This window comes from Rhizobium binae (assembly GCF_017357225.1).
Taxonomy (GTDB): domain Bacteria; phylum Pseudomonadota; class Alphaproteobacteria; order Rhizobiales; family Rhizobiaceae; genus Rhizobium; species Rhizobium binae.
The window spans coordinates 2,698,250-2,710,923 of the sequence record NZ_CP071604.1 but is presented as its reverse complement, the minus strand read 5'-3'; the positions used below and the strand labels follow the sequence as shown (position 1 = coordinate 2,710,923).

The window sequence follows — 12,674 nt, the reverse complement described above, 5'->3', positions numbered from 1 at the left end:
TGGAGGTGATCGGCCATGAGCCTCTCTTTTCCGACGATGGCGGCGATCCGGTTCGGCTATGGATTCCGGCCGGGCGAGGCGCCGCCGCAAAGCAAGGATGAGCTGATCGGACAGCTCTCCATCGGGGCGGCGGCCACGCCCGATTTTCCGCTTGGCGGCCCCGACATGCGTCACCGCGCAATCCTCAGCCTGCAGGAGCAGTTGAAACAGATCCGCCAGGAGGCGAAGACGACGGGAGACGATCCGGCGCAGCGCGCTATGCGCCAGGGCGTGCAGCGCCAGGCGCAGCAGCAATTCCAGCACGACGCGAACCTGCGGCTGATGCAGGCGGTGCTGTCGCCCTACGGCTTCCACGAGCGGCTTTCGACCTTCTGGACCGATCATTTCTCCACCAGTGCCAACAAAAGCCTGCCGATGCGCCTTATCGTGCCGCTCTATGAGGCCGAGGCGATCCGGCCGTTCATATCCGGCAGTTTCGGCGACCTGCTGCGCAGCGCCACGGCGCATCCGGCCATGCTGATCTATCTCGACCAGGCGGATTCGCTCGGGCCGGATTCGCCCGGCGGCATGAAGCGCAACAAGGGACTGAACGAAAATCTCGGCCGCGAACTTCTGGAACTGCACACGCTCGGCGCCGGCAGCGGCTATACCCAGGCGGACGTCGCCGCTGCGGCCAAGGTGCTGACGGGGCTCACCATCGACCGCAAGGAGATGGACATCGCCTTCCGGCCGAATATTTCCGAGCCCGGCGCGCATGAGGTGCTCGGCGTCAGCTATGGCGGGCGCAAACGCTCGCGTGACGATTATCTCGACATGCTCGATGACCTCGCCGTTCATCCGAAGACGGCCGCGCATATCAGCCGCAAGCTCGCGGTTCACTTCGTTTCCGATCAGCCCGACGAGGGCATGGTCTCCGACATGGCTGCGGCCTGGAAGAAGACGGATGGCGATCTCAGCGCCGTCTATACAGCCATGCTCGACCATCCCGCCGCCTGGCAGAATGAAGGCGCCAAGGCGCGTCAGCCCTTCGATTATGTCGTCGCCGGTCTCCGGGCGCTGAATGCAGGCCCGGTCAACGGTGTCGTCGGCAGCTTCCTAGCCGCCAATCAGCAAGGCACGGATGACGGCGACATGGCGGCGAATACGCCTGGAATGGCGGGATCGCCAGTGCCGTCGGGTCCCGCCGGCGAGGCGAGGGACAAGCGGCTCAAGGCCTTCCGGACGGCGCGGGCGCTGGGGCAGGGGGCGCTGAAGCGCATGGGCCAGCCGACTTGGCTGCCGCCGAGCCCGGCCGGCTTCGAGGAAGGTTTTTCCGCCTGGATCACCGGCAGCCAGCTCGCCGAGCGGCTGGCCTGGGCAAGGCGGGCCGCGGCGCAGTTCGGCCGCGACGAAGACCCGCGCGAATTCCTGAAATCGACGCTTGCCGATGCGGCGCGGGACGAGACGATCCGCGTGGTGTCGCAGGCGCCGAACAAGATCAGCGGGCTGACGCTCGTGCTGGCATCGCCCGAATTCAATCGCCGCTAAGCAGACTCGTTGGCAAGCCAACGCTTCGTCTGCTTGGCTCATTTGTTTGTAGCAGGTTCTGACCGGAAAACCGCTGGACATTTTCCGGAATTTGCTCAGGAGACCCCGCCCATGACGCTATCGATGAACAGGATCTCGCTTTCCCGCCGCGGCTTTCTGACGTCCGCCTGCTGTCTTGCCGCCGCGCCCGTCTTCACACCCGTTACCTTCGCGGCGATGCCTGGTGACAACCGCTTCGTCACCATCGTGCTGCGCGGCGCGATGGATGGGCTGGATCTGGTGCAGCCTTATGGCGATGCCGGTTTTGCCGCGCTCCGGCCGACGCTGGCGCTGACGCCCGAGACCGGGCTTCTCGACCTCGACGGGCATTTCGGGCTTCACCCGGCCGCCGCGGATCTGATGCCGCTGTGGAAGAGCCGGGAGCTTGCCTTCGTGCACGCCGTCTCCACGCCCTATCGTGACCAGCGCAGCCATTTCGACGGGCAGGACATGCTGGAATGCGGCGGCGAACATGTCGCCGAGGAAAGGACCGGCTGGCTGAACCGCGCTCTTGCCGTCATTCCGCGTTCCGATGCGCGCAAGGCGATCGACGTCAACACCTCGACGGAACTGATCCTCTCCGGGCCGAACGAGGTCGATGTCTGGGCGTCGGATTCCAACCTGGCGCCGGCGCGTGACGAGATGCAGTTCCTGACGCGGCTTTATGCCGGCGATCCGCCTTTTGCCGCAGCACTTGCCGAGGCGACGCGGGCCGATACCGCCTCGATGATGACCGGGCCGGACGGCCAGCGCGGCGAAAAGACCGCCGAAGTGGCGGCACTCGCCGCCAACATGCTGAAGGCCGATTACCGCATTGCCAGCTTCTCGATCACTGGTTGGGACACGCATATCGGCCAGGCCGGCCAGTTCAAGCGGCCGGCCCAGGATCTGGCGCAGGCGATCAATACGCTGAAGGCGACCCTCGGGCCGGAAATCTGGGCAAAGACGGTGGTGCTGGCGATGACCGAATTCGGCCGCACCGTCCGCCAGAACGGATCGGCCGGCACCGACCACGGCACCGGCGGCTGCGCCCTGCTATCAGGCGGCGCCATCAACGGCGGCGGCATCCTCGGCAAGTGGCCTGGGCTAAATGACGGCCAACTGCTCGACGACCGCGATCTGATGCCGACGGCCGACGTGCGCGAGGTGGCGGCGGCGATGCTCTACCGGCAGTTCGATGTCGGGGTGGATGATCTGACAGCGCAGATCTTTCCGGGGTTGGCGTTTGACAAGGGGTCGCAGTTTTTGAAGGTGTGAGCGGGCCGCTTCCCCTTCTCCCCGGCGGGGAGAAGGTGGCCCGAAGGGTCGGATGAGGCAGGCCACACGGCAGGCCATTCATCGCCCTTCGGTTCCGCTCCGTGCATTCGCGGCTTTGCCGCTCACCCCCTCATTTGCCCTGACGGACATCGACCGGGGTCGAACCAACGGTGTCGCCCCGTCCTTCGGACCCCCGCTGGGGAGAAGAGGGAGCAAGCCGCGGGACCTGGCCTCACTCCAATACATCATTGAGCCTGAAGATGAAGCTCAATTGGTAGAGCAGGTTGGCAAGGGCGAAGACGGCGTGGAAACGGCGGCCGCAGAGGAGGATGTAGGCGATGTTGCGGGCGGGGTATTCCAGCCGAGGGCGAGGATGCGTTCCGGTCCCGTGATCGCCGTGTCGAGGATGTCAACGGCATAGATCAGGCCGAGGATGCCGAAGAACCATTTGCGCCGCGATATGAAATATTCCTCGTAGCCGCCATATTTGTCGAGACTTGCCGGGACGAGAAGGGCGCAGAGCAGGAAAGAACAGGCCGCAGAAACAGACGAGGAAGAGATAGATGCCGAAGCCGATGGCGGATACGGCTTGCAGGCGGTATTCCCACCACCAGATGTGGATGATGAAGAGGAATAGCGACAGCGCCCAGCCGAGATGGATGGGATAGACCTTCGCCCTGGCGGGATGCTGGACGATGCCGGCAACGCCGGTGAGCAGCCTCGCAAGCGAGAGGCTGATGACCATGCCCATCACCACCTTGATATGAAGGAAAACTTCCGGCGAGCTGACCGTTTCCATCCCTATCCCTCGGGTTTCGATTGTGTCACTCCGCGGGGACAGCTTTCGGCTTGCCCTCTTCATCGAGCGCCACCATGATGAAGGTGGCGGCGGTGACTTTTTCCATCTTGGCGTAGCGCGAGCGATGCGCCCAGGCTTCGACGATCAATGTGATCGAGGTGCGGCCGACCCGCTCGACATCGGTATAGACCGACAGCGTATCGCCGATCTTGACCGGCAGCTCGAAGGCCATCTCCTTGACGGCGGCGGTGACGACGCGGCCTTTTGCGCGCTCGGCGGCGCGAATACCGGATGCAAGGTCCATCTGTGCCATGACCCAGCCACCGAAAATATCGCCGGCCGGATTGGCGTCGCCAGGCATGGCGAGCGTACGCAGCGTCAGTTCGCCTCTCGGCTTGGCGGCATCGGTCATGGAAAGTTCCCTCAATATTCGCGATTCTGCAGCCAAGGTTAGGCGAACTCGGGTGCCCGCACCAATGCTTTTCGGTGAGAGGGTCGGCTGCGGACCAAATATGGCAGGTCGCGACGATTTAAATTCCGTGGGATTTCAGCCGGTTGAATTTTACAACTGTGGCCTTACCTCACGTTATGTGAGAACTCACTAATCCAACTTTACCGTCCGGTAATTCAGCTGTTCCAGTATGTGACGAATTGCAAATGTTTTAGAATCGCCGGGAACCTCATGCGCAACGTCAAGATTTCCACCCGCCTTTACTGCCTCGTCGGCTTCACCCTTGCTGTGCTTGCGGCAACGATGGTCTTCTTTCTGAACTATTCCTACTCCGAGCTGCAGGCGGAGCGGAAGGCGGGGCTGGAGAAGATGGAGACGACGGCGCTCGGCATCTTCGACAAATATTACAAGATGGAGCAGGCGGGCACGATGACCCGCGAGCAGGCGCAGGCAGCCGCCAAGGACGTGATCGGCGCGATGCGCTACGGCGCCGACGGCTATTTCTGGATCAACGACATGCATCCGAAGATGGTGATGCACCCGATCAAGCCGGCGCTGAACGGCACCGATATCTCCCAGATGAAGGATCCGACCGGCAAGTTCCTGTTCGTCGAGTTCGTCAACAAGGTGAAGAAGGACGGCAAGGGCTTCGTCGATTATTACTGGCCGAAGCCGGGCGCCGACGAGCCGGTGCTGAAATATTCCTATGTCGCCGGTTTCGAGCCCTGGGGCTGGATCGTCGGTACCGGCGTTTACGCCGACGACCTTGCTGCGCTCTATCGCCAGAATGCGATCTGGGCGGCAGTACTCTGCCTGGTCGGCGCGGCCGCCACGGTTGCCATCGCCTATGCGATCGTGCGCAGCGTGACAGCGCCGATCGCCCGGCTGAAGATGGCCATGAATGCGATCGCATCCGAAGAAGCATCGGTCGAGATCGCCGGCAGCGATCGCCGCGACGAGATCGGCCAGATGGCCAAGGCGCTGCTGGTGTTGCGCGACTCCGTCGACGAGCGCAGCGCGCTGCGCGGGCGTGAAGACGAAAGGCAGCGGCAGATCGAGGACGAACGTCGCGGCAACGAGGCGAGCCTGCGTTCGGCTTCGGAGCGGCAGACCCGCGCCATGCAGGCGCTCGGCGCCGGCCTGGAGAAGCTTGCGGGCGGCGACCTCACGGTGGCGATCGGCGATATCGGCGAGGATTATGCCAAGCTCAGGAATGATTTCAACGCGGCTGTCGATGCGCTGAACGGCGTCATCCACGCGATCGCCGAATCGGGCCGCGTCGTCAACGACAGCGCCTCCGACATCAGCGAAGCGACCGGCAATCTGTCGAAGCGGACGGAGCAGCAGGCGGCGGCCCTTGAAGAGACGGCGGCAGCCCTCGACGAGATCACCGCCACGGTCAAGACGGCCTCGGAGCGGGCGAACGAGGCGCGCGAGATGGTGGCCGAGACCAAGGCGAGCGCCGGGCGCTCCGGCGAGATCGTCCGCAATGCGGTGACGGCGATGGGCCGGATCGAGGAATCCTCCAGCCGCATCAACCAGATCATCTCGGTCATCGACGAGATCGCCTTCCAGACGAACCTTCTGGCGCTCAATGCCGGCGTCGAGGCTGCGCGGGCCGGCGAGGCGGGCCGCGGCTTTGCCGTCGTTGCCCAGGAAGTGCGCGAGCTTGCGCAGCGGTCAGCCAATGCCGCCAAGGAGATCAAGGAACTGATCAGCCGGTCGGCGACGGAAGTCGAGGGCGGGGTGGCGCTGGTGCGCTCGACGGGCGATGCGCTCCTGGAAATCGAAGCCTTGGTCAATCAGGTCAACGATCACGTCGCCTCGATCGCGACGGCGGCGCGCGAGCAGTCGACGGGGCTCAACGAGATCAACAGCTCCGTCAACCACATGGACCAGATGACGCAGCAGAACGCGGCGATGGTCGAGGAGACGACGGCGGCAAGCCGCACGCTCGCCGACGAAAGCACTCAGTTGAAGACGCTGCTTGCGAATTTCCGCCTGCGCGGAGCGGAGCAGCGGGACGCCCGTTACACACGGGCAGCGTGAGTTCGGCAGCAGTTGAAAGGCGGCGAAAGCCGCCTTTTTCATTTCCGTCGCGTCCAGATTGTGCCGGTAAGTTTTCATTCACCGTTTTTAATTAAAATTGGACCGAGTTTTTTCGGTCACTCTGCGGCCGGCCTACGGAAGCGATAAGAGTATGGCGTTTGTTTCCTTTCCTCGGCGAGCCTTCCTGCCCGTGCTGCTCTCGGCGGCGCTGACGACGTGCTCGATCAGCGAAGGGCTGGTGCCGCCGGCTAATGTCGACAACGGCACCAGGGTCAGTTCGATTTCGCCGTCTCGGGGTGCTGCGCGCATGGCGCCGGCCGTGCGCATGGCGCCCGTGGAAAGCCAGGCGTCCTATCCGGTTTCCAGCGCCCCGATCGGCAATACGCAAGATTCGGTCGACTATCTCAATACGCCGAACCTTGCCGGTGCCGGCCATGCGGCTCATGCGCCGGGGGCGCAGGGGCGAAAACTGCCGATGATCGACAGTGACGAGGCGATGGCGGCCGGTCAACCGAACGGCAACTGGGGTGGCACGCAAAACCTTGCGATCCCTTCCGGCGGCGTCAACATGGATGATGAACTCGGAGCAGAGCCCGTCGTCGGGCTGGCGCAGGAGCAGCAACAACAAATCGCAGAGGGCAACGCCACCGAGCCGGTCGTCGACGGCATCGGCACCGACAATCCGCTGCAGGTCAACCAACCGATACGCCAGCCCGCGCCACAGGCAATGCCGCAGCCGGCAGCGCAGTCGCAGATGAGCCGTGCGCCCACTTGGAGCGACGGCAGTCCGGTCACAGCGCCGTCCCGCGTTCCCGAAGAGGACGAGAGCGAAGAAGTGGCGATGCTGCGGCCGAACAACCCGATGATGAGCGAGCCCGCCGCGCCGGTCGACCCGAGCGTCATGCCGGCTTCCGAGCTTGCCTGCCGGCGCGAACTGAAGCGCATGGGCGTGCTCTTCGACGATAGGCCGCCGATCTCGCAAGGGCCTGCCTGCCAGGTGCCTTATCCGGTATCGCTGAAGGGACTTTCCGGCAATATCGGCGTGCAGCCCGCCGTCACGCTGAACTGCCAGGTGACACTCGCCTTCGCCAAATGGGTGAAGAACGAGCTGGCGCCATCGGCCCGCTACCGCTACTGGAGCGGCATCAGAACGATCCAGCCGCTCGGCGGCTATTCCTGCCGGCGCATGAACAACAGCCGACAGCGATACAATCCGATGTCGGAACACGCCCGCGGCAATGCCATCGACGTCGGCAAGTTCGTGCTGAAGAACGGCCATGAGATCGACGTGCGCAAAAAGGGCCTGTTCTCGCTGCGCGAGGGCCGGCTCTTGAAGGCGGTGCGCACTGACAGCTGCCGCTATTTCAACACGGTGCTCGGCCCCGGCAGCAACCCGGAACACTGGAACCACTTCCACTTCGATCTGCGCTCCCGCAAGAGCGGCAAGGTCTATTGCGACTAATATCTGTCCCCTTGAATCGTGCGGCGCGCGTGCGGCTGTGGTCGCGGCAAATAGGCCTGTTGGCAGAAAATGGTTCATCCCAGTCGCCGGGCGCGCTATAGGTTGGCGGGGCGGATTGCCGTTTGAGAGTTTGATCCATGAGCTATGAATTTCATGTCGGCCAGAAGGTGGTCTGCATCAACGACACCTTCAAGCATGTCAGCATCGACCAGCTGATCCGCAAGGGCGAGATCTATACGATCCGCTGGATGGGCGAATATACCCATTATGTCGACGGCACGTTCATCGGGGTGAAGCTCGCGGAAATCCATCGCGGCAATGACGATGGGCCGGAAGGCTACGGCGCCGCCGACATGCCCTATCGTGCGACGCGCTTCCGGCCGCTGGTGAAGGACAAGATCGCATCGCTGCGCAAGCTTTTGGCCCCGACGCCGGATTCACCGGTGGAGCCAAAGGAAAAGGTCAGGAGAAAGGAGAAGGTCTGAGGGCCGCTCCTGTTCCGGCCTGTCGCCATCTTGAACGGCGGTGACCCGCTCAGACTGGCTTCCTGCTCAGGAACAGCCCGGTCTCCCTGCTGACATCGAGCGCCCCGCTGCCTTGCCTGAAGGCATCGGCGATCGCTTGGCGGAAGCGGGTGAGTTGAGGCTCGTCGGCGCCTTCGCCGGGCGGATAGGAGGTCAGGGTCAGGAAGACATCCTCCGCCTCGGTGATACGCATGCTTGCCGGATACTTTGACATGGCGACGTTTCCGAATTGCGTCCGCATCATTTGCTCGGCGATGTCATATCCAAAGGCTACGGCGGCCGGATCGGTCGGCGCGCTGCCGAAGACGGTCGTCAGGCGATAAATCTCGCGCATATTGCCGATGCCGTTGGTGGTGGCGGCGAGAACGCCACCCGGTTTCAGCACCCTCCGCATCTCCGCGATGCCGGCGGCGGGGTCGGGCAGGTGGTAGAGCATGTGCATGGCGATCACGAGATCGAAAGCGCCGTCTTCGAAGGGAAGTGCGGCGGCATCGGCCCGGCAGCCTCGAACGGAACCTAGGGGAAGCGCTCTGCATCGCGCCACTGCCTCATCGACCATGCCTGACGAAAGGTCGGTCAGCGTCAGATGCAGATCCTCCGGCAGCAGACTTGCCGTTGCCGCCCAGAACCATGCCGGCCCGCAGCCGACGTCGAGGACGCGATCTGCCGGTTTCAGGGGCAGTTGCGCGGCAACCCAAGGAAACCAACCGGTTTTGGCGATGGTATATTCGGTATGAAGCCTAGCGCGGGCGGCTAGCTTGCGGCTGTCGCCATACTGCACCGCATTGCCTTCGGCTATGGAGGACATCTCAGTTCTCCGCCTTCCTCGTGAAGCCCCGGGCCTCGAGGCAGAGCCTATAGAGGGCTTCGTTCCCGGACAAGACGCGGTTATGTGCCACTTGAGCCTGCCTGCGCGGCCGGCCCAAGCCCTGTGCTGGTGAAACTAAATCGCATCCGATTAAATCGGAAGAGTGTTGACAGCGAAATCGGTTCGGCATATTAGAACGCATCCGATTAAATCGGACGCGCTAAAAATATCGAACCGGAAGGATACGACAATGACTGGGAAGCTTCTTTTCGCCGGCAAGACCCATATCGCCGGCGGCCGCAACGGCTATGCACGCAGCAGCGACGGCACGCTCGACATCAAGCTGCCGCAGCCGCATCCGGCGGCCGAAAACCTGTTCGGGGCCGCCTGGTCAGCCTGCTATATCGGTGCCATCGAACTCGCCGCCGCGCAGCGGAAGATCATCTTGCCAGCCGGTCCCGAGGTCGATGCCGAGATTACGCTCAACGGCGATAACGGCTCGTACTTCCTGCGCGCACGGCTCAATGTCAGCCTGGCAGACATCGACCGCGAAATCGCACAGGAACTGATCGAGGCGGCCCACGGCATCTGCCCCTATTCCAAGGCGGTCCACGGCAATATCGACATCGAAACCAGGCTCGTCTGAACGGCAAGGGCCGGCCTCGCGCCGTCACTTTCAAGCGGGGGTCTGCCGATCGGCGGCAGACCCGTTTCCGAGCCAAAGCCAAACCTGCCGATCCGGAGAACACGCCATGATCAACACCAACGCGGAGCCGCACCAAGCCTATGACGAGTTTTCGCTGGTGCTCGATCCCGATGTCTACGAGCCGTTGCCTGACGATTGGCTGATCGGTATCACCGATGTCGTCAGCTCGACCGCGGCAATCCGATCGGGACGCTATGAAGACGTCAATTATGCCGGCGTATCGATCATCGCCGCCCTCGGCAATGCCTGGGGTTCGTTCGATTTTCCCTTTGTGTTTCGTGGAGACGGAGCAGCCTTCGCCTTGCCGGCGAACGGCATTATGGCGGCGACATCGGCCTTGCGTGATGTGGCGGGTTTCGCCGAAACGGATCTTCATCTCGACCTGCGTGTCGGGCTCGTCACCGTCGGCGAAATCCGTGCCAACCGGCGCGACGTCAGGATCGCGCGCTACGCCGCTTCCGAGAGCGCGACCTATGCGATGTTTGCCGGAGGGGGGCTCAAATGGGCGGAGCAGCAGATCAAGAACGGCCGCTTTCTGGTCAAGCCGGGCCGTTATGCAATTAAGCCTGACCTGACGGGCTTGAGCTGCGACTGGGCGCCGTTCCCGAGCCAGCGCGGCGAGATCCTGTCATTGTTGGTCGAGCCGCGCGACCACACGCGCCCGGAGGTCTTTGCGGCGCTGGCGAAACGCGTGCTCGCGGCTTTCGATGCCGCGCCGCGCCGGTCCCATCCGCTTTCCGATAGGACGGCTGTGGCACGGGAGAAGCAGGTCAGTGCGAAACGCTGGTCGGAGGTCGCCTCCAATTCGGATTTCCGCAAGTTCGACGACGGCCTGCGCCTGACGCTGGACTGCGCGCCGGAGCAGATCGACAGCGTCGAAGCCATGCTCATTGCAGCGCGAACGCGCGGTGAGATCGATTTCGGGCTGCACCGCCAGTCTCACGCGCTGATGACCTGCCTCGTGCCATCGGGGCGGCCGGATTCGCATCTGCATTTCCTCGATGGAATGGGCGGCGGTTACGCGAAAGCGGCCGAGATGATGGAGCAGGGCGCGCTTGCGGAGGTTCTGCAGCGTGCGCTGTAGGCGTGGCGCTGCTTCTCCGCGTCATCATGCCTGGTTGTTCGTTTCCGGTCTGAGCAGGTTTAAGAGCATTTCGCAAAGCTGAGGCGGCGCCAGTTCGGCTTCGCATTCTATCTCCGCGGCGGTAAACCATCTGAGCGCCGTGTGTTCATCGCCGATAAGTCGCGGAGAATCCTGCCATCGGTCGACGTGATAGACGTGGAAGGTGGCGGATGCCCCGGGCGGACTTTCCGAAACGAACTCTCCGGCCAACAGCCAGTGCTGCGGCGTCACGCCGATTTCTTCCAGCAATTCCCGGCGCATTGCCGTCTCGGCGTCTTCGCCGTCTTCGACGTGACCGCCCGGCAGGCTCCACCGATCCGGGTGCGTCCTGCGCTCCGAACTTCGCCTGGCGAGAAGAACTCTCGCATTCCCAATCAATGCGCCGATTGCGATCTCGGACATGTCACCGGGTGCCGACATGTGCCGCGATCAAAATTTTTGCGGTTCCGCCTGCGCCCGTAGCAGGTTGTCTCGCAGCCGTGTCACCGATTTCTGCACGACGGGGAAATCGTCGCCGAGGCCGACGGCGTCGATCAGGGCAGAGCCGGGATCGGTTTCGAGAAGATCGCGCCCCGCTGGCGTCAGGCTGACACGCACCTGTCGTTCGTCGGCGGGATCGCGATGGCGGGTGATAAAGCCGGCCGACTCCAGCTTCTTCAGAATGGGCGTCAGCGTGTTGGATTCGAGGAACAGCTTTTCTCCCAACATGCTGACCGTCTGGTCGTCCTCCTCGGAGAGGGCCACCATGGCGATATACTGGGTATAGGTCAGGCCGAGTGCGTCGAGAATCGGCTTGTAGGCGCGGCCGAAGGCGAGATTGGCCGAATAGACCGCGAAGCACAGGAAGGTCGAAAGCTTCCTGCTGCCGGCCTCCTTGGAGGCGGGCGCAGCCGTATCGGGCTTTTCTGCGGTTTTAGACGTGGTCATGGCTATCCTGTCCGGATTTTGAATAGGATCTGTATATATCGCATCCGATTAAATCGCAATAGTTTCGATGGCATTTCGAACCACCGGCCGGCCGTCGCTCCGTCTTCGGAAGCGGCGGCCGGTGCCGTCCGGCCTCAGGGTTTAAGCGAATTTCTCCATCGCATCGGCTTTGCCGAACACCCAGTAGCCGGAGGCCTTCATCCAACTCAGGGGATAGGCTCGTTCCGTGAGCAGATAGGCGCGGATATCTCGTGTCACTGTGGCTTCCGCCGCGATCCAGACGAAGGTTTCCGGCGTGATATCGACCGTGGCCAGGAGCCGCAGCAGTGCCGCGGCATCGGTCGCCTGCGAGAGCGGCCGGTGCGCCCAGTGCACATGCAGGTCGGCGCGGGTCTCGAAAGCCTGCTCTTCCAACTGGCCGGCGACGGCGGCGATCGTCGTGATGATGGTTCCGGCGTCACTTTCCTCGATCCGGCGGCCGATCGCCGGCAGCGCCGTTTCGTCGCCGATCAGCAGCCAGCGTTTGACGCTCGCGGAAACGACGACCGAGCCGCGCGGTCCGCCGATCTCGAGCCTGTCGCCGGGGCGGGCGCCGAGCGCCCATTGCGTCACGGGACCTGCCTCGTGCAGGGCAAAATCGATGGTGAGCCTACGTTCGGTATTGTCATAGCGGCGCGGCGTGTAATCTCGGCGCTCTTCGCCCTCGGCTGTGGGAATGAAGATCTTGACGTGATCATCGGGCGCCAGGCTGATGAAATCGCCGAGCTCTTCGCCGGTAAAGATGATGCGGCGCATGCCGGGGGTGATGTCGGTGATGCTTTCGACGGTCAGCGAGCGACGGCGCGTTTCGTGGCGGACCCGCTCGATGCCGGGAGCCGATGAAGACTGTTCGTTGAAGGGTTTGGTGTCCATGTGTCCTCAGGAGCTTTCAAGGCTCGATCCGCAGGACACAGTCGCGCAGATCGAAGCCGCAAAGCCGTTCGATCATACGCGTTGAGTGAC

12 protein-coding genes and 1 pseudogene are annotated in these 12,674 nt (G+C 63.2%); 7 read left to right on the top strand and 6 right to left on the bottom strand.

From position 1 onward, the window contains the following. Nucleotides 1–15: 15 nt before the first annotated feature. Together J2J99_RS13310 and J2J99_RS13305 are read left to right on the top strand one after the other, a co-directional pair. Nucleotides 16–1,527 carry a DUF1800 domain-containing protein gene (locus J2J99_RS13310; RefSeq protein WP_168299340.1) on the top strand — a complete coding sequence of 504 codons (1,512 nt, stop codon included), beginning with the start codon at nt 16–18 and terminating at the stop codon, nt 1,525–1,527. Nucleotides 1,528–1,638: 111 nt separating this feature from the next. Continuing rightward, a complete protein-coding gene (locus tag J2J99_RS13305; protein WP_168299352.1) occupies nt 1,639–2,823 on the top strand; it encodes a DUF1501 domain-containing protein in 1,185 nt (394 codons plus the stop codon). A 232-nt stretch (nt 2,824–3,055) separates the two neighbouring features. Here J2J99_RS13305 and J2J99_RS13300 read toward each other — a convergent pair. Beyond that, nucleotides 3,056–3,622 (bottom strand): annotated as a pseudogene (locus J2J99_RS13300) (hypothetical protein). A gap of 25 nt (nt 3,623–3,647) precedes the next feature. After that, entirely contained in the window at nt 3,648–4,034 is a 387-nt protein-coding gene (locus tag J2J99_RS13295; protein WP_168299354.1) for an acyl-CoA thioesterase, read from the bottom strand. A 270-nt stretch (nt 4,035–4,304) separates the two neighbouring features. On the opposite strand from J2J99_RS13295, the gene J2J99_RS13290 reads away from it, so the two are divergent. The 3 genes from J2J99_RS13290 to J2J99_RS13280 all read left to right on the top strand — a co-directional run bounded on the left by J2J99_RS13290 (nt 4,305) and on the right by J2J99_RS13280 (nt 8,069). Further along, nucleotides 4,305–6,122 (top strand): methyl-accepting chemotaxis protein, encoded by a 1,818-nt coding sequence (locus J2J99_RS13290; RefSeq protein ID WP_168299367.1) that lies wholly within the window; start codon nt 4,305–4,307, stop codon nt 6,120–6,122. Nucleotides 6,123–6,273: 151 nt separating this feature from the next. Beyond that, on the top strand, nt 6,274–7,584 hold the full coding sequence (locus J2J99_RS13285; RefSeq protein ID WP_168299378.1) for an extensin-like domain-containing protein: 1,311 nt from the start codon (nt 6,274–6,276) through the stop codon (nt 7,582–7,584). Nucleotides 7,585–7,721: 137 nt separating this feature from the next. Continuing rightward, nucleotides 7,722–8,069 carry a CAP-Gly domain protein gene (locus J2J99_RS13280; protein WP_168299382.1) on the top strand — a complete coding sequence of 116 codons (348 nt, stop codon included), beginning with the start codon at nt 7,722–7,724 and terminating at the stop codon, nt 8,067–8,069. A 49-nt stretch (nt 8,070–8,118) separates the two neighbouring features. On the opposite strand, the gene J2J99_RS13275 is transcribed toward J2J99_RS13280, so the two are convergent. Continuing rightward, nucleotides 8,119–8,916, bottom strand: coding sequence for a class I SAM-dependent methyltransferase (locus J2J99_RS13275; RefSeq protein ID WP_168299394.1), 798 nt, complete (start codon nt 8,914–8,916; stop codon nt 8,119–8,121). A 250-nt stretch (nt 8,917–9,166) separates the two neighbouring features. On the opposite strand from J2J99_RS13275, the gene J2J99_RS13270 reads away from it, so the two are divergent. Together J2J99_RS13270 and J2J99_RS13265 are read left to right on the top strand one after the other, a co-directional pair. Then, nucleotides 9,167–9,562, top strand: coding sequence for an Ohr family peroxiredoxin (locus J2J99_RS13270; protein WP_168299400.1), 396 nt, complete (start codon nt 9,167–9,169; stop codon nt 9,560–9,562). A 106-nt stretch (nt 9,563–9,668) separates the two neighbouring features. Next, nucleotides 9,669–10,706 carry a DUF3095 family protein gene (locus J2J99_RS13265; RefSeq protein ID WP_168299403.1) on the top strand — a complete coding sequence of 346 codons (1,038 nt, stop codon included), beginning with the start codon at nt 9,669–9,671 and terminating at the stop codon, nt 10,704–10,706. Between the two features lie 24 nt (nt 10,707–10,730). On the opposite strand, the gene J2J99_RS13260 is transcribed toward J2J99_RS13265, so the two are convergent. From J2J99_RS13260 to J2J99_RS13250, 3 genes are all read right to left on the bottom strand, one after another. Then, the gene (locus J2J99_RS13260) at nt 10,731–11,147 is read right to left on the bottom strand and encodes an NUDIX hydrolase (protein WP_168299408.1); all 417 of its coding nucleotides are present in this window, start codon (nt 11,145–11,147) and stop codon (nt 10,731–10,733) included. A gap of 27 nt (nt 11,148–11,174) precedes the next feature. Beyond that, entirely contained in the window at nt 11,175–11,672 is a 498-nt protein-coding gene (locus tag J2J99_RS13255) for a MarR family winged helix-turn-helix transcriptional regulator (RefSeq protein ID WP_168299411.1), read from the bottom strand. A 141-nt stretch (nt 11,673–11,813) separates the two neighbouring features. Continuing rightward, nucleotides 11,814–12,584 (bottom strand): siderophore-interacting protein, encoded by a 771-nt coding sequence (locus tag J2J99_RS13250; RefSeq protein ID WP_168299417.1) that lies wholly within the window; start codon nt 12,582–12,584, stop codon nt 11,814–11,816. Nucleotides 12,585–12,674 lie beyond the last annotated feature (90 nt).